Source organism: Devosia sp. Root105 (assembly GCF_001424865.1).
Taxonomy (GTDB): Bacteria; Pseudomonadota; Alphaproteobacteria; order Rhizobiales; family Devosiaceae; genus Devosia_A.
Genome location: NZ_LMCR01000015.1, coordinates 252,358 through 267,579, shown reverse-complemented (window position 1 = coordinate 267,579; position 15,222 = coordinate 252,358). Strand labels below are relative to the sequence as shown.

General features: G+C 65.9%; 17 protein-coding genes. 6 read left to right on the top strand and 11 right to left on the bottom strand.

Going from position 1 to position 15,222, the window contains the following annotated elements:
- Positions 1–167: 167 nt before the first annotated feature.
- The 3 genes from ASC68_RS14620 to ASC68_RS14610 form a co-directional block, all read right to left on the bottom strand.
- A complete protein-coding gene (locus ASC68_RS14620) occupies positions 168–737 on the bottom strand; it encodes a peptidase inhibitor family I36 protein (protein ID WP_055880574.1) in 570 nt (189 codons plus the stop codon).
- A gap of 382 nt (positions 738–1,119) precedes the next feature.
- Complete coding sequence (locus ASC68_RS14615) at positions 1,120–1,512, bottom strand: acyl-CoA thioesterase (RefSeq protein ID WP_055880571.1); 393 nt, start codon at positions 1,510–1,512, stop codon at positions 1,120–1,122.
- On the bottom strand, positions 1,509–2,108 hold the full coding sequence (locus ASC68_RS14610; protein ID WP_055881262.1) for a thymidine kinase: 600 nt from the start codon (positions 2,106–2,108) through the stop codon (positions 1,509–1,511). Before ASC68_RS14610 ends, ASC68_RS14615 begins: the two co-directional genes overlap by 4 nt.
- 328 nt (positions 2,109–2,436) lie before the next feature.
- Between ASC68_RS14610 and ASC68_RS14605 the strand changes: the two genes are divergently transcribed.
- On the top strand, positions 2,437–2,832 hold the full coding sequence (locus tag ASC68_RS14605; protein WP_055880570.1) for a DUF2147 domain-containing protein: 396 nt from the start codon (positions 2,437–2,439) through the stop codon (positions 2,830–2,832).
- A 3-nt stretch (positions 2,833–2,835) separates the two neighbouring features.
- On the opposite strand, the gene ASC68_RS14600 is transcribed toward ASC68_RS14605, so the two are convergent.
- Complete coding sequence (locus ASC68_RS14600; RefSeq protein WP_156387339.1) at positions 2,836–3,840, bottom strand: DMT family transporter; 1,005 nt, start codon at positions 3,838–3,840, stop codon at positions 2,836–2,838.
- A 65-nt stretch (positions 3,841–3,905) separates the two neighbouring features.
- Here ASC68_RS14600 and ASC68_RS14595 point away from each other — a divergent pair, with 65 nt between their 5' ends.
- On the top strand, positions 3,906–4,253 hold the full coding sequence (locus tag ASC68_RS14595) for a nuclear transport factor 2 family protein (protein WP_055880565.1): 348 nt from the start codon (positions 3,906–3,908) through the stop codon (positions 4,251–4,253).
- A gap of 9 nt (positions 4,254–4,262) precedes the next feature.
- Here ASC68_RS14595 and ASC68_RS14590 read toward each other — a convergent pair whose 3' ends face one another.
- From ASC68_RS14590 to ASC68_RS14570, 5 genes are all read right to left on the bottom strand, one after another.
- Positions 4,263–5,495 carry an aminotransferase class V-fold PLP-dependent enzyme gene (locus ASC68_RS14590; protein WP_197421227.1) on the bottom strand — a complete coding sequence of 411 codons (1,233 nt, stop codon included), beginning with the start codon at positions 5,493–5,495 and terminating at the stop codon, positions 4,263–4,265.
- Between the two features lie 193 nt (positions 5,496–5,688).
- Complete coding sequence (locus ASC68_RS14585) at positions 5,689–6,258, bottom strand: Spy/CpxP family protein refolding chaperone (protein ID WP_055880562.1); 570 nt, start codon at positions 6,256–6,258, stop codon at positions 5,689–5,691.
- Between the two features lie 322 nt (positions 6,259–6,580).
- Positions 6,581–7,009: a CBS domain-containing protein gene (locus ASC68_RS14580; RefSeq protein ID WP_055880559.1), complete on the bottom strand. Its 429-nt coding sequence runs from the start codon at positions 7,007–7,009 to the stop codon at positions 6,581–6,583.
- A gap of 179 nt (positions 7,010–7,188) precedes the next feature.
- Positions 7,189–9,078, bottom strand: a complete 1,890-nt coding sequence (locus ASC68_RS14575; RefSeq protein ID WP_055880557.1) for a hypothetical protein — start codon at positions 9,076–9,078, stop codon at positions 7,189–7,191.
- Between the two features lie 170 nt (positions 9,079–9,248).
- Positions 9,249–9,581 carry a hypothetical protein gene (locus ASC68_RS14570; RefSeq protein ID WP_156387338.1) on the bottom strand — a complete coding sequence of 111 codons (333 nt, stop codon included), beginning with the start codon at positions 9,579–9,581 and terminating at the stop codon, positions 9,249–9,251.
- 145 nt (positions 9,582–9,726) lie between these two features.
- Here ASC68_RS14570 and ASC68_RS14565 point away from each other — a divergent pair, with 145 nt between their 5' ends.
- The 4 genes from ASC68_RS14565 (at position 9,727) to pip (ending at position 12,699) form a co-directional block, all read left to right on the top strand.
- Positions 9,727–10,182, top strand: a complete 456-nt coding sequence (locus ASC68_RS14565) for a DUF4864 domain-containing protein (protein WP_055880552.1) — start codon at positions 9,727–9,729, stop codon at positions 10,180–10,182.
- Between the two features lie 100 nt (positions 10,183–10,282).
- Positions 10,283–10,441, top strand: a complete 159-nt coding sequence (locus ASC68_RS28685) for a hypothetical protein (RefSeq protein ID WP_156384693.1) — start codon at positions 10,283–10,285, stop codon at positions 10,439–10,441.
- Positions 10,442–10,537: 96 nt separating this feature from the next.
- Complete coding sequence (locus ASC68_RS14560; RefSeq protein ID WP_055881257.1) at positions 10,538–11,740, top strand: pyridoxal phosphate-dependent aminotransferase; 1,203 nt, start codon at positions 10,538–10,540, stop codon at positions 11,738–11,740.
- Complete coding sequence (gene pip, locus ASC68_RS14555; protein ID WP_055880550.1) at positions 11,740–12,699, top strand: prolyl aminopeptidase; 960 nt, start codon at positions 11,740–11,742, stop codon at positions 12,697–12,699. Before ASC68_RS14560 ends, pip begins: the two co-directional genes overlap by 1 nt.
- 144 nt (positions 12,700–12,843) lie before the next feature.
- On the opposite strand, the gene ASC68_RS14550 is transcribed toward pip, so the two are convergent.
- Both ASC68_RS14550 and ASC68_RS14545 read right to left on the bottom strand, forming a co-directional pair.
- The gene (locus ASC68_RS14550; RefSeq protein WP_055880547.1) at positions 12,844–13,938 is read right to left on the bottom strand and encodes a hypothetical protein; all 1,095 of its coding nucleotides are present in this window, start codon (positions 13,936–13,938) and stop codon (positions 12,844–12,846) included.
- A gap of 208 nt (positions 13,939–14,146) precedes the next feature.
- Positions 14,147–14,989, bottom strand: coding sequence for an aldo/keto reductase (locus ASC68_RS14545; protein WP_055880545.1), 843 nt, complete (start codon positions 14,987–14,989; stop codon positions 14,147–14,149).
- Positions 14,990–15,222: the final 233 nt, after the last annotated feature.

Sequence of the window (15,222 nt, the reverse complement as noted above, 5' to 3'; positions counted from 1 at the left end):
ATCGGTGCCGCGGCGCGAGATCAGCAGGGCATCAGGTGCCGCGCGCCGAACGCTGCCGACAAACAGCAGTATTCGCGATTCGAGGCGAAATCGACTGAATTGCAAAACAAACGGCCCGCGCCGGGGGAGGCAGCGGACCGGTGGTTACTGAGCCTGGCAGGCGAAACTCAATAGACCCACATCGAACTCACGTTGTTGTCGAGGAAGCCGTGCAGGCTGGTCTGGCTGTCGTTGACGCGTTCGCAGTAGCTGTGGAACTCGCGATCGCGACAGAGGTCCACCGAGACGTTGCCCTCGATGCGGACCGACGAGTAGCGGTTGTCGGTGTCGAGCAGCAAGAAATCGCGGACGTGGGTGCCGGGCTTGGCGCAGAACGAGGCGCCGGTGAAGTTGTGGCCTTCGTAGAGGCAGACGATGCCCGGGCCGCCCCAGTTGTAGGGAATGGGCGCCAGCTGCCAGGGGTGGCGGATCACCTTGCCGAAGGCGATGTCGTAGAGGCGGGTCCAACCGGCGTCACGCCCGGCATGGACGTGGCACCACTGCTTGGAGCAGCGATCGACATAGATGCGGACGTGGCCGTCGATCTCGCCGGTGACGTCATAGGCCTTGCCGGGGCCTTCGAACAGCACGAGCGGACGGACCGACCAGGCGGGCGAGCCCACCGGCGCCGCGGTCGCGGCGGCCGTGCCGAGAGCGAGAAGGGCTAGTGCAGACAGGCAGGCGAGCAACTGCTTCATCGAAAATGCCCCGTACCAAATAATCAGAGACGAAGCGTAGCGCCGCTGCATGACGGTTGGAAGGGTGCGCCGGCAACAGGGTGGGGGAAAGTTGGCGGGGTACCGGCCGCAAAAGACTGTGGCTCCGCACACCCCCCTCCGAGCTGCGTCAGGTCGCTGCCGCTCCCAAGCTTCGCTTGCCTCCCCCGTCGAGGGGGAGGTGGGCATCGAGTCTTGGGCTGGACCGGTCGGAATGGAAGAGGATCAGTAGCGGAAAGGCGCCGCGCGGAATCCCTCGCGCAGCGCCTCCCTCATCGTCCCGGGGAAGAGGCCACCCATCCCGGGACGGGATAGGTGAAGCTTTGCGATTGTGGTGCTGAACGGGTGCTGAACGGCTGTCGGTTCAGCGTGGGATGACGCGCTTCTGGCCCTTGTCGTCGAGGGCGACGTAGACGAAGCGCCCTTCGGTGACCTTTACGCGGTCGGCGAGCCGGTTGCGGCGAGCCCAGGCCTCCATGGCGATGGTGATCGAGGTGTTCCCGACCCGCTCGATCGTGGTGTAGACGCACAGCACATCGCCGACCTTAACCGGCGCGATGAAAGTCATGGCTTCGACTGCCACGGTGGCGACGCGACCCTGGACGCGCTCGACGGCGCAGATCGAGCCGGCAATATCCATCTGGCTCAGCACCCAGCCGCCAAAGATGTCACCGGCCGGATTGGTGTCGGCCGGCATGGCGAGGGTGCGAATGGTCAGCGCACCATTGGGCTCGGCGGTGGAGGCTGCGTCGGTCATGCGCGAGGTCCTTTCGGCGGCCAGCGGCCGATTTCTTCTTCCCAGTGCCGGCGGCAGAGCGAGACATAGACCGATTTCTCGATCGACACCTGGTTGCCCTCGGTGAGCGCGCCGCCTTCGGTGTCGCGGCGCACCACCATGGTGGCCTTGCGGCCGCAAAAGCAGATAGTGCGGACTTCGCGCAGCTCGTCGGCGACGGCGAGGAGCTCCGAGGAGCCGGGAAACAGCTTGCCCTGGAAATCGGTGCGGAGGCCATAGCACATCACCGGCACATCGAGCCGGTCGGCGACGCGGGCGAGCTGCCAGACCTGGTCGGCAGTAAGGAACTGCGCCTCGTCGACGAAGACGCAATCGACCTTCGATTCCTGCAGGTGATCGTTGACGCGCTGGAACAGGTCGTCCTCGCCGTTGAACATTTCGGCCTCGGCGGAGATGCCGAGCCGCGAGGTGATGCGGCCGACATCGCCTTCGGCATAGAGCGAGGAGGTGAACAGCAGCGTGCGCATGCCGCGCTCGACATAGTTGTAGGATGCCTGCAGCAGCAGGGTCGACTTGCCGGCGTTCATCGCCGAGTAGGAGAAGTAGAGCTTGGCCATGCGGCTGTTCATGCCGCAGGCGAGGGGCGGCGGCGAGGCCAATCGGTCGCTCTCAACAAAAAATCGGCCGCCTGGCGGGGGCGGCCGATAAGAATGCCGAATTGGGGCTCGGCGCAGGACATACGAATTAGCGGCGATGTCCTGCTCATAAGGACCGTCCGGCTGCCGATAGTGGCGGGTGCAACCGGGTCTAGGCCGGAACAATGGGGACGCTCCGGACACCCGCAAGCTATTGAGCCGACGTGACAAGCAGATGACGAACGGTTTCATATTGGCGACATTATCGCACCGTAGCGGAGAGCTGCGGGCAGGGCTGCTGGAGAGGCAAATGAAGACCTTCTGGAAGGCTGGATTGGGTTTGGCGATGGCGGCGGCGATGGCCGCGCCGAGCATGGCGCAGGGCGTCGATGTCACCGGCATGTGGCGTCCGGACAAGAACTCCGACTACGAGATGAGCATGTGCGGCAAGGACAATGCCCAGCTGTGCATCAAGGTCGTGGCGCTGCGCGGCAACATGGATAGCGACAAGAACCGGCCGTACCTCAACACCTACCTGATCGACAAGGCGAAGCCGAGCGGGCAGGGGCGCTGGAAGGGCAAGCTCAGCCTGTTCGGCCAGACCGGCGATGCGACGCTGACGCTCAATGGCGCCAACACCATGAACGTCAAGGCCTGCGCCTATATCGTGGTGTGCCGCGAGATCACCCTTACGCGGGTGCAGTAGCTCTCAGGCTGGCTTTGTTTCCCGGCGCTGCTGCAGTGCCGGGATGGCCTCCACCATGATGATGGCGAAGAAGATCAGCGCCGCGCCGGCATAGCCGATGAGGGGCAGGCGCTCGCCCAGCAGCAGGGCGCCGCCGAGCGCGGCGAACAGGCTTTCGGCCGAGAGGATGATCGCCGCGTTGGCAGAGGGGACGTGCTGCTGACCGATCGCCTGCAGGGTGAAGGCAACGGCAGTGGACATCAGCCCGACATAGAGGATCTGCACCCAGCCGCCGAGAATGCCTTGGAGGTCAGGGACCTCGAAGACGAAGGCAAAGGCGATACAGACGACGCCGACACTGAGCACGGTGATGGCCGAGAGTACGATCGGCAGGCCGGTCTGGCGGGTAAGCAGGCCGAGCATGAAGACGTGCCCGCCCCAGAACACGGCGCTGATCACCACCAACAGATCGCCGAAGTTGAAGCTCTCGAAGCGACCGCCGTTGAGGTAGAAAATGCCGACCAGCGCCAGCGGGGCGCCGAGATAGATGATCGGGTGCGGTTTGGCCCGGATCACCAGGAAAGCGATCAGCGGCACGAACAGCACGTAAAGCGCAGTGAGGAAGCCCGAATTGGTGACGCTGGTCTGGGCGAGGCCGTATTGCTGCAGCAGCGAACCGGCGAAGAACGCGCCGCACAGTACCGCGATCCGCAGCCAGAGACCCGGAGTGAATTGGGCAGCCAGCGGAGCCTTGCGGCGGAGCTCGATGAGCGCGAACGGCAGCAGCGCCACGCCGCCGAGCAGAAACCGCGTGCCGCTGAAGGTCAACGGTCCCATATGCGCCATGGCGGCCTTCTGCGCGACGAACGCCAGACCCCAGATCGCGGTGGCAATGAGCAGCAGCAGGACGGCGAGCGGGCGGGACATCGGCGCTGTGTAGCCGGAGCGACGGGCCCGCGTCGAACGGATTTTGGCGATGGGAGCGATCAGCCGGCGTGATGGGGGCGGCGAAGCGGCAGTGGGTATCACTTGCCCACACTCCGGTTATATGTCAGCAATACTGACATAAAATTGTCGACTGGGAGAACCGCTCGATGAACTCTGCTGACCAGGCATTTGCCGAGGAATGGGTCGCCGCGTGGAACGCGCGGGATCTCGATCGGATCCTCAGCCACTACGCGGCCGAGATCGTGTTCCTGTCGCCGTTCGCGCTGCGGCGACTGGGTGATGGCCGTGTCGTCGGCATTGCGGCGTTGCGCGAATACTGGCGCGGCGGGCTCGCGGCGATACCGGATCTGCGGTTCGAGCTCGAGGCGGTGCTCTCCGGCCACCAGTGCCTCACTATCCTCTACCGCAACCAGAGCCGGCAACTGGTTGCCGAAACGGTCGAATTCAACGCGGCTCGCCAAGTGGTCCGTTCGGCGGCCTGCTACAGCGCCTGACCGGCTGCCTTACTTCAGCTCCGCATCCAGCGCTTCGATCAGCCGCTGCACTTCGGCTTCGGAAGTGTAGTGGGTGAACGAGACGCGCAACACGCCGTGGCCAGGGTTGAGGCCGAGGGCTTCGAGCAGGCGGTAGGCGTAGAAGTGCCCGCCTGAGGCCATGATCTTGTGGCGGGCCAGGCGGTCGGCAGCTTCGACGGCAAGCTCGCCGAGCGCCAGCGAGATAGTCGGCGCGCGCTTCGCCGGATCGGTGGGCCCGATGAGGCGGACATTGTTCTTGGAGCGCAGGAACTCCATCAAGGGGGCGAGGAGGATCTCCTCCTGCAGCCGCATCGCGGTGTGGGCCTTGCGGAACGGATTGGCGCCTTCGACCCGATCGCCGGCGAGCTCGGCAACCCGCTCGAGATAGTCGGCGACACCGGCGCTGGCGGCGATCTGGGCGTGGTCGGGGCCGGCCGGCGTCAGCCGCTTGCGCGGCTGGGTATCGTTGAAGAAGTGCCCCTGGTTGGGGAGCTCCGAGGCCAGCGAGGGGCGGATCGCCATGACGCCCTGGTGTGGTCCGAACACCTTGTAGGCGGAGAACAGGTAGACGTCGCAGCCGAGCTCGAGCAGGTCGGGCAGGCCATGTGGTGCATAGGAGACGCCATCGACCACGGTGACGGCGCCAAAGCTCTTGGCCTTCTGGACGATCTCGTGGACCGGGTTGATCTCGCCGACGATGTTGGAGGCGTGCGGGAAGCAGACGGCGCGGACCTTGCTATCAAGCAGCTTGTCGAGCGCGGCGGGATCGAGATGGCCGGTGACCGGGTCGACCTGCCACTCGCGGATGACGATGCCCCGATCGGCCAGCCGGCGCCACGCGCCGCCATTGGCCTCATGATCCTGGTTGGTGACGACGACGGCGTCGCCGGGCTTCAGCCAGCCGGCAAAGGCATGGCCGAGCGTATAGGTGTTGCCGGAGGTGGAGGGGCCGAAATGGATCCAGTCCATGCCGACATTGAGCGCCTGCGCCATGCGGCGATGCGCCAGATCCATGGCGGCGCCCGCCTCGCGCGAGGCGGGGTAGAAGCCATAGGGCTGCACCTTGGTGGCGCGATAATAGTGGTCGAGCCGGCCGAGCACCTGCTGCGACGTGTAGGAGCCGCCGGCGTTCTCGAAAAAAGCCCAGCCATCGAGGCTCGGTTCGCGAAACGCCGGGAACTCGGCGCGGATCAGGTCGGTGTCGAGGGGCAGGGCGGTCATAAGTGGCGCTCGGGAGATCAGATGCCCGATGGTTAGCGGAGCGATGTGACCGCGGCAATGCGGCGTGTGGATAAAGGGGGCGGTACAGCCGTGCGAAAAAGGGAAGAAGTCCCGGCGGGAGGGGCGCCGGGACTTCTCTTGGGGACGGCGTCGCGGCCGGTCGCGTTGGGGCTCGGACCGGCGGGGACTGGGGTCAGCCGTCCAAACCAGGGGCCGCGGGGCGGTGGGTCAGGTGCTTGCCTTGATGCTGGAACTTGCCCTGCATGTGGCCGCGCGGGGCGAGCTCGCGCTTCTGGGTGTCGGTGAGGCTTTCGTAGAAGCTCCTGAACTGCGGCAGCAGTTCGCTCATCGCGGCGAGGCGGGCTTCGTCGAACTTGAGGCGCTGCTCGAGGCGCTGGATCAGGTCCGGACGCTCGCCCCGGTTGGCGTTCTTGCCGGGGCGGATGGTGTCGCACTGGTCGGCGAAATCGGTCTGCGCGGTCAGTGCCGAGGTGCGGAAATCCTCGAACAGCTTTTCCTGGTCCCTGGTCAGCTGAAGCTTGTTGGCCATGCGGTCGAGGCGGCGCTCCAGCCGGTCGGCGGCGCGGTTGTTGCAGGAGAACTCGGCGAAGCGGAAGGCGCCACCGGCGGCATCGCGGCGGAACTCGAGGGTGCGATTGTCACTGCGCGGGCGATCGGGACCGGCAGCGAAAACCGGGCTCATGGCGGTGAGGCCAAGGGCGGCAACGAGGGCGGCGAGGATGGTGGCTCGGGTCGGGGTCATCGGGGTCTCCCATCGGTTGAGTGGCAACGGGAAAAGGATGTGCTGCGTCGGCTTGCCGGGGTGTTGCGGCAAGGTGAAATCGCGGCAAGGTTGGAAAGGTGGGGCGGTTCGGCCAACGGCGACATCGCGGTCGTGGCGCACCCCCTCCGAGCTCTGCCAGGTCGCTTCACTCCCAAGCTTCGCTTGCCTCCCCGTCGAGGGGGAGGTGGGCATCGCGCATGTGGCTGGATCACGCCAAGGTCACCGGCGGACACCCTCCCCTTGACGGGGAGGGATGGGGTGGGGTGCGCAGCGCGCACGTTTTTGAGATGATCGCCGATCGCTACGACGCGATGTACTCTTTCAGCGCCAGGGCTTCCTGTTCGGCTTCTTCGATCTTGCGCTTCACCACGTCGCCGATCGAGACGATGCCGGTCAGTTTGCCGGCTTCGACGATGGGGATGTGGCGGATGCGGTGGCGGGTCATGGTTTCCATGAGGTCCGAAACCGAGCTGGCCGATGTGCAGGTGATGACCTTGCTGGTCATGACGTTGCGTACCGGACCGGCGAGAACCGCAACGGGGTCCTTTTCGAGGTGACGGACGACGTCGCGCTCGCTGAGGATGCCCGCGACCTTGCCCTTGGCGTCGACGACGACCACGGCACCGATCTTCTTGGAGTTGAGAATGCGGACGGCTTCGGAGAGCGGCGCGCCGGCTTCCACCGTGAAGACGGTGTGGCCCTTGGATTGAAGGATAGTCTCGACTTGCATCGTTGTTCCTCCTCTCAGGCGGTCATAGTGCGCCAAAGGTGAGGAACGGACAAGAGTCCGAAAGTCTGGGGGTGGATAAGCCTTGAAGCCGGTGCGTGGGGACCCCCACCCCTGTTCCCTCCCCGCAAGGGACGCAGTAGCGCCCTGAGGGGGAGGGAGACGCTGACGGAGAGGTCTGGTTACTGCGCGGCGGGGGCCTTGAGGTCGCGCTTTTCGTCCTGGGTCGACGGAGCGGGCGTGTCGAGCACCGGCAGCTCGACCGGCTCGCCGCTGGCTTCGGCGACGACGTTGAGCTTGCCGGCCAGCGCTGCCGGGTTGGTCTCGGCGGCGGCGAGGTCGGCGAGGCCGATGCCGGCTTCGTCCTTGGCCGTGATGGTCAGCTTCAGGTGCGAAGCGCCGCTGAGGAAGGTGCCGAGCTGCTGGGCAGCGGTCAGCGCCTCGGTGGTGTTGCCGAGGAAGGCGAGCGTCATGCCCTGGGCCATGCCGGCGACGGCAGTGCGGAAGGCGGCCTCGGACTGGCCGGCATCCTTGGCGCCGGCGGCGAAGGCGAGCGCGCTCATGCCGCGGTCCTCGATCTCGATGGTGACATCACGCAGGGTGAGCAGCATCGCGGCCATGGTGGCTTCGTCGGTGTTGTCGGCGAACAGCGACTCAGTGGCGTTGCCGAAGGTGCCCGAGAGGTTGACGCGGCCGAGCGCGCCCATGTCGATCAGCACGTCATCGACCTTGATGGTTGACGTCGCCTGGTCCCAGGCGAGCTTGGTGCCGAGCGAAATATCGAGCTTGTCGACACCGCGGGCGAGCAGATCCGCGACCGGCAGGTCGGTCATGTCGGCGGTGATCGGCAGGATGAAGTTGGAAAGGTTCAGCGCGATATCGGCCGGAATGCCGTTGATGTAGTTGCCGAGTGTCGCGTCGAAGGCGCCGAGCGTGCCGGTGATGCGCTTGCCCGAGGCTTCCGGATCGGGCACGTCGATGGTGAGATCGGCAAGGCTCATGCCGTCGAGCGCGGGAACGAGCTTGCGCCAATTGGCAGTGAAGTAGGCCTCGTCGAGCTTGGTGGCCGCTTCGATGGCCGCGACGGCGGCAGTGAAGTCCATCTTCTTCCAGGTGAAGTTGCCGAACTTCAGCAAGCCGTCATTTTCGACGGTCATGTCGAAATCGTCGAGCGAGATTGCCGGATAGATCGCCGGCTCGAAGCCGCCGACGGTGATCGGGCCCGAGGCGACGGTGAGCGGGTTGCCCTTGTCGTCCTTGCCCGAGCAGTTGAAGCCGCTGAAGGTCATCGGCGTCGAGGAGAAGGCGGTGAACATGTCGGCGTAGAAGCGGACGAGCTTGTCGACCGTTTCGGGCGCCACCTCGGTGCCGGCCTTCTGCGCCGCATCGGCTTCGACGATCAGCGCGTTGATCTCGGTGAAGTTCTGCTTGAGCGGCCGGGCGCTGAAGCTGCCGAGCTCGCCAGTGCCGAACTCGCAGCTGAAGGCGTCGCCGCCCTTCAGCGAGCCGCCGGAGAACTTGAAGTCGGCATAGACCTCTTTCATCTCGGTGCCGGCAGCAGGGGCAGCGGTGAGACCATAGAAACCGAGCAGGGCGGCGAGATCGAAGCGGCCGACCGACATTTCGCCGAAAGTGCCGGTGACGCTTTCGGCGCCGCTGAAATCGGCGCCGCCGACATGAGCGGAGGCCGCGACGCCATCGGCGACATCGGTGAGGGTGATGTCGCGATAGGCGATCACCGACGGGCCGGCGCCCTCGACATAGCTGGGATAGCTGACCTTGATCTCGGGGATGGTGACCGACTTGGCATCGAGGGTGGCCAGTGCATCGAGCGCGCCCGGCGCACCGGTGAACAGCCCACGCACCGCACCTTCATTGATGTTGCCGTCAACCACTTCGACACTGGGGACCGACAGCTCGTAGGGGCCGGTAGCGGCGCCCTGGGTGATGCCGGTGACCGAAAGGGTTTCGGCGGAGGCGCCGGTGACGGCAAGGCCGGCAAACACGGAGCCGAGCAGAAGGGCGCGCAGCGGACGCAGGCGGCCGAGCGGAGCAGAAGCGATACGGGTCATGTCGGTTTCCTCAGTCGCAAAATCATGAGACGCCGCGTCCCGCGCTCACCTTTGGGTGAGGAAGGACACGGCGCGGGGAACGGCCCGAAGCGAGCGTCACCGGCTTCTAGACTACCCTAGCTAACGGGAAGATGAACGGCGGAGCGCGAAACGCGTTGAATTATGCCGTTTCAGCCTTCGCCGTGACCGGGCTTCCAGGCGGAAAGTGGATTGGACTGCTGGGCTTTGGGCGGCTGCAGGCCTTCGCGCAGAATGGCGCGGACCACTTCGACGAGGATGGCGAAGAGCAGGGCGCAGAGCGGCACGAACAGCAGCACCACGGCAGTGTCGATCTCGCCGGCGCCGATGATGGCGCGCGGCGGGATGAGGCCGAGCAGCAACGCGATGCCGGCGCCGACGAAGGTGAGCGAGAACGAGATGGCGGTCGCCGCACTCAGGGCATTGCGGAACAACGGCCGGCGCAATGACGGTCGCTTCGGCTGGGGAAGCTTGGTGGGAGACATGAGGACTCGCTGGCTCGGCAGATCACAACGCAGTGATAGAGCTCACTGAATGCGCGGATGTTTCGTTGCTAAAGGGGTGAAGCGGGTACGATTTGAAGGCGATCGTGTGGCGAAAACCCGCCAGGCGACATGGGGAGACGGGAGCATGCGACTGTTCGTAACGGGGATCAGGCTGGTGCTGGTGGGGCTGTTGGCCGCCTTCCTGATGATTGGAGTGGCGGCGCGAGCCGAGGATCAGGCCAGCGAGGCCGCGGCGCTCGAGCCGTGGCAGAGCGTGATCACCAGCCAGATCGAAGCGTTTCGCAGCAAGGATGCCGCCGGGGCGTTCAGCTATGCCGGGGCAGGCTTTCAAGTGACGTTTCCAAGCGCCGAGGCGTTCTTCAACGCCATCGTGACGGCAGGCTACGCGCCGATCATGGAATCGCGCTCGCACAGCTTCGGCAAGTTCCAGAAGCTTGGCGACAAGGCAGTGGCGCAGGAAGTGAAGTTCGTCGGCAACGACCAGGGCCTGTACAGCGCTATCTATATGCTGGCCGAGGAGGCCAATGGCTGGCGGGTGCAGGGCGTGCAGCTCGCCAAAGCGGCCGGCGTCGGAATCTGAGCTTTCCTGAGCCGAGGATGAACGGCGGTATCAGTGAATGTTCAACGGCTTGGCGCGAAAAGCGGATATTCAAAGCCCCGCGTTGTCCAGGATGTTTCCGTTGAAGCTTCTCGCCCTTTCCGCCGTCCTCGCCGCCATTCTGGTCAGCCTGATGCCCGATGGCGAACAGGCGATGGGCGGCAGCAAGAGCAGCGTGCGGGCCGACGGGACCGAAATCGTCCTGCCGGCGCATGCGCCGGTTCCCGCTCGCGCCGTGTGAGCACGGCATCTGACCTCTGCCATCTGACCAAACGTCCCGGTTGTCTCTGGGCAATCGAAGCCGTAGAGCTTTCCCGCCAATTCCAGGGAGATGATCTTGGCTTTCCTGTCCGACGCCCTCAGCCGCATCCAGCCATCCGCCACCGTGGCGATCAACTCCAAAGCCGTGGAGATGAAGCGGCAGGGGCAGGACGTGATTTCGCTGGCCGCAGGCGAGCCGGATTTCGATACCCCCGAGCATGTGCGTGAGGCGGCGATCCGGGCGATCAACTCGGGCAAGACCCGCTACACGGCGGTCGACGGCATCCCCGAGCTCAAGGAAGCGGTGGCGCAGAAGTTCAAGCGCGACAACGGGCTCGATGTCACGGCGGCGGATTGCTTCGTTTCCTCGGGCGGCAAGCAGATCATCTTCAACGCCCTGATGGCGACGCTGAACCCCGGCGACGAAGTGGTGATCCCGGTGCCGTACTGGGTGAGCTATCCCGAGATCGTGCGGCTCTGCGACGCCGATCCGGTGTTCGCGGTGGCCGATGCCTCGACCGGCTTCAAGCTCAGGCCCGAAGTGCTGGAAGCGGCGATTTCGCCCAGGACCAAGTGGCTGATCCTCAACACGCCGTCGAACCCGACCGGCGCTGCCTATACGCGCGACGAACTGCGCGGGCTGGCCGACGTGCTGCTGCGGCATCCGCACGTCCACATCCTCACCGACGATATCTACGAGGTGCTGGTCTATGACGGCGGCACGTTCGCCACCATAGCCGGGGTGGAGCCCAAGCTCATGGAGCGGACGCTGACCATGAATGGCGTGTCGAAGTCGCACGCCATGACCGGCTGGCGCATCGGCTATTGCACCGGGCCGCGGCCGTTGCTCGCGGCGATGAACAAGCTGCAGAGCCAATCGACCACCAACCCCTCCTCGATCTCGCAATGGGCGGCGGTGGAAGCGCTGAACGGGCCGCAGGAGTTCTTGAAGGGCTGGCGTGAGGTGTTCCAGGGGCGGCGCGACCTGGTGGTTGCCGGGCTCAACGCCAATACCGGGCTCGACTGCCTGACCCCGGAGGGGGCGTTCTACGTGTTCCCGTCGGTGAAGCGCCTGCTCGGCAAGACCTCGGGTGGCCGCCGGGCGCTGACCGACGACGCGGCGTTCGTTCTGGCGCTGCTCGAAGAGACCGGCGTGGCGCTGGTGCATGGCAGCGCCTTCGGTCTCGCCGGGCACATGCGGCTGAGCTATGCGGCGTCGAACGCGCAGCTCGAGGATGCAGTGAGCCGCATCCAGGATTTCTGCGCCAAGGTGAGCTGATGGCATACCCGATCACCGAGCCGGTCGCGAGCGGCTGGCTCGAGGTCGGGGATGGCAATGCGCTCTGGTGGGAAGAAGCCGGCCGCCCCGACGGGGTGCCGGCGCTGATCCTCCATGGCGGGCCGGGCTCTGGCTTTTCGGCCTCGATGCGGCAGTTCTTCGATCCCGAGCGCTATCGGATCATCGGCTTCGACCAGCGCGGTTGCGGCAAGAGCACCCCGCATGCCTCGGGCGAGGGCGTCGATTTCTCGGTCATCACCACGGCGCACCTCGTCGCCGATATCGAACGGCTGCGAGCGCATTTCGGTGTCGACAAATGGGTGATCTATGGCGGCTCATGGGGCGCCACGCTGGGGCTCGCCTATGCCGAAGCGCACCCCGAGCACGTCGCGGCAATGGTGTTCGGCGGGGTGACGACGACGCGGCGGCGCGAGATCGACTGGCTCTATCGCGGCATCGCGCCGCTCTACCCGGCGGAGTGGGAGCGGTTCGTCGCCGGCGCCCCCGTGGGAACGCCGGACGACGGGCTGATCGCGGCCTATAACGTGCTGCTGTTCGACCCCGATCCGGCAGTGCGCGACAAGGCGGCGCGGGATTTCCACGATTGGGACAACGCGACGGTCTCGGTCACGGCGCAGGTCGGCCGGGCATCCGATGGGGTAGACCCCAAGCGGCTCCTGGCGCGTAGCCGGATCGTTACCCATGTCTTCCGCCACGCAGCGTGGATGGAAGACGGCAGGCTCCTGGCCAATGCGCATCGGCTGCGCGGCATCCCCGGCGTGCTGGTGCAGGGTCGGCTCGACCTGCAGGGGCCACTGGTCACCGCCTGGGAGCTGTCGCGGGCCTGGCCGGAGGCGAAGCTGGTGGTGATCGACGGGGCAGGGCACTCGGCCGGCGATGCCGGCATGCCGGAAGCGATCACCGCGGCGCTGGATCGGTTTGCCGGGGTTGACCACTGATAGAGACGGCCCCCTCCCGGCCTCCCCCATGAAGGGGGAGGTGAAGAGGAGCCGGTGCTCTTGATCAGATCGAGCCCCAAACTCGATGCGGCACCTCCCCCTTTATGGGGGAGGATGGGAGGGGGCCGTCTGCCGGGGTTCTGCTCAAAGGTAATCCATCAAACTCATCGACCCACCGTCGCTGCCACCAAACGCCGACGACCCGGTGGCCTGACTCAGCAGGGAGCCGAGTTTGCTGGCGGTCTGGTAGTTGGACACCGCGGCGGCATAGAGGTTTTCGGACCAGCCGGCGGCGGCGCGTTCTTCGCTGCTCATCGCGCCATAGAGCGAGATGACGTTCTGGGCGAAACCGGCCGGGTTGCCGGTGCCGGCGGATTTGAGGCTCTGCAGCAGCGCCGTGCCGGAGCGCGAGCGCATTTCCATCGAGGCGGTGCGGACTTCGGTGGCCGAGAACTTGCCGTTGGAATTGAGCGCTACCGAGGCCAGCGAGCGGCTGTCGAACTCGGAATAGTCGGGCTTCGAATTGCCGCTGGCCTTGTATTGCGCATCGAGCGTGGCGCGGGCGTCGCCGGCCACATCCTTGATGTCGCGCGGCTTGCCGGTTTCGCCGCCAGCGAGGCGCTCCATATAAGCGTTGACCGGGTCGTTGGGCACGGCGCCCGGCAAGGTCGAGGGCTTGGCTTCGATCTGCTTCAGCATCTCCTCGAGTGCGGCGCGCTGGTCGACATAGGCGGCGGAGGCTTTCTCCTCGGGGCCCATGGCGTCGAAATAGGCGAGGGCGGCGACGTAGAGGCCTTTGACGCTGCCGGTGACGCGACCGACGGCGGTGGGGCCGGCCATTACCTGATCGAAGCGGTTCTGCAGTTCAATGGCGGCGGCCTTCTGCTCGTCGGCGGTGAACAGCTGGTTGGAATTGGTGCTCATCGCGTAGAGCTCGCGTCGATCGACCTTGCTGAGATCGAGGGCGAGCTTGCCATCCTTCAACGGCGTGGTGAGCTTGGCGTCGGCGAGCAGCTTGTCGAGGATGGCGCGGGCCTCGGTCGTGACGGTGGCGAAGTCCTTGATGGTGGTCAGCGCCGCTTTGGCGGCATCCGACAGGGTGACGTTGGTGGCGCCGGACTCGCTGGAGCCAGGCGCGGGCGGATTGGTCAGCGCCTGCTGCTGGGCCTTCTGCGCATTGGCGATGATCTGCGCGTAGGTCAGTGAACTGGTGCTGGTCGCGGTGCCGACGCTGGTCATGGGTGCCTCCGGGCGGTCGCGCCTTACCATGCAGGTGGCGTGCCAGCGCGAAGGGCCGGGATTCCGGGCGTTCGGACGGAGCGAGAACGGGCAGGCGGCAGGAAATGCCGAGTAAGGATTGCTGGTTGCGCCGGACACTCCGTGATCCTCCCCCGCCACGCGGGGGAGGATCACCGCTCGGCCGGTGGTTCCCTCGGCAGCTATGACCTCAGATCATCTCCAGCGCCTGCTTGCGGCGTGGCGGTGGGAAGGCGGCGTCGAGGGCGGCGTGTTCTTCGGCGGTCAGCGTGAGGTCGGCGGCGGCGCGGTTCTCGGCGACGTGGTCGAGGCCGGTGGCCTTGGGGATGGCGATGACTCTGGGCCGAGCCAGCACGAAGGCGAGGGCGACCTGGGCGGCTGTGACGCCGCGGGCATTGGCGATGCGCTGCAGCGACGGGTGGCGGAGCATGCGGTTGTCGTTGCCGAGCGGCGAATAGGCCATGATCGGCATGGCGTGTTCGGCAGACCACGCGAGCAGGTCGTACTCGATGCCGCGGGCGCTGAGGTTGTAGAGCACCTGGTTGGTGGCGCAGGCATTGCCGCCGGGGACGGTGAGCAGTTCTTCCATATCGTCGACATCGAAGTTGGAAACGCCCCAGCCGCCGATGGCGCCGGAGCGCTGCAGGGTTTCGAAGGCATCGACCGTTTCAGCGAGGGGATGCCGGCCGCGCCAGTGCAGCAGATAGAGCTCGATATGGTCGGTGCCGAGGCGCTTCAGGCTGCGCTCGCAGGCGGCGATGGTGCCGCTGCGGCTGGCATTATGGGGCAGCACCTTGCTGACCAGCTGCACCTCGTCGCGGCGGCCCTTGATCGCCTCGGCGACCACCAGCTCGGCGCCGCCATCGCCATACATCTCGGCGGTATCGATCAGCGTCATGCCGAGCTCGATGCCGCGGCTCAGCGCCGTGATCTCGTCGGCATGGCGGCGGCGATCTTCGCCCATGCGCCAGGTGCCCTGGCCGAGAACAGGCACGGATTTGCCGGAGGGGAGGGCAATGGTGGGAAGAGTCATGAGCGGCCTCGCGTTGGTCGAGCAACCTAGCGCGGCTGGTGCGCGGGGCAACCGGAGAGCCAAAAGAAAAAGGCTCCGCTCGAGGGGATGAGCGGAGCCTTCAAAGGCCGGCTCGCCGAAGCGGGCGACCCATCGAAGCGCAGCCAGGGAGGAGGAGCGGCTGCAATTCGTTGAGATGACTATCGGGTGATGCGGCGAAAGGAACAATCGCCAAGTCGGAACGTCAGCCATGC

What these genes read in the sequence shown, in the direction of transcription:
- ASC68_RS14620 (WP_055880574.1), bottom strand. Translation starts at nt 737, where the DNA reads ATGAAGCAGTTGCTCGCCTGCCTGTCTGCACTAGCCCTTCTCGCTCTC.
- ASC68_RS14615 (WP_055880571.1), bottom strand. Translation starts at nt 1,512, where the DNA reads ATGACCGACGCAGCCTCCACCGCCGAGCCCAATGGTGCGCTGACCATT.
- ASC68_RS14610 (WP_055881262.1), bottom strand. Translation starts at nt 2,108, where the DNA reads ATGGCCAAGCTCTACTTCTCCTACTCGGCGATGAACGCCGGCAAGTCG.
- ASC68_RS14605 (WP_055880570.1), top strand. Translation starts at nt 2,437, where the DNA reads ATGAAGACCTTCTGGAAGGCTGGATTGGGTTTGGCGATGGCGGCGGCG.
- ASC68_RS14595 (WP_055880565.1), top strand. Translation starts at nt 3,906, where the DNA reads ATGAACTCTGCTGACCAGGCATTTGCCGAGGAATGGGTCGCCGCGTGG.
- ASC68_RS14590 (WP_197421227.1), bottom strand. Translation starts at nt 5,495, where the DNA reads ATGACCGCCCTGCCCCTCGACACCGACCTGATCCGCGCCGAGTTCCCG.
- ASC68_RS14585 (WP_055880562.1), bottom strand. Translation starts at nt 6,258, where the DNA reads ATGACCCCGACCCGAGCCACCATCCTCGCCGCCCTCGTTGCCGCCCTT.
- ASC68_RS14580 (WP_055880559.1), bottom strand. Translation starts at nt 7,009, where the DNA reads ATGCAAGTCGAGACTATCCTTCAATCCAAGGGCCACACCGTCTTCACG.
- ASC68_RS14575 (WP_055880557.1), bottom strand. Translation starts at nt 9,078, where the DNA reads ATGACCCGTATCGCTTCTGCTCCGCTCGGCCGCCTGCGTCCGCTGCGC.
- ASC68_RS14570 (WP_156387338.1), bottom strand. Translation starts at nt 9,581, where the DNA reads ATGTCTCCCACCAAGCTTCCCCAGCCGAAGCGACCGTCATTGCGCCGG.
- ASC68_RS14565 (WP_055880552.1), top strand. Translation starts at nt 9,727, where the DNA reads ATGCGACTGTTCGTAACGGGGATCAGGCTGGTGCTGGTGGGGCTGTTG.
- pip (WP_055880550.1), top strand. Translation starts at nt 11,740, where the DNA reads ATGGCATACCCGATCACCGAGCCGGTCGCGAGCGGCTGGCTCGAGGTC.
- ASC68_RS14550 (WP_055880547.1), bottom strand. Translation starts at nt 13,938, where the DNA reads ATGACCAGCGTCGGCACCGCGACCAGCACCAGTTCACTGACCTACGCG.
- ASC68_RS14545 (WP_055880545.1), bottom strand. Translation starts at nt 14,989, where the DNA reads ATGACTCTTCCCACCATTGCCCTCCCCTCCGGCAAATCCGTGCCTGTT.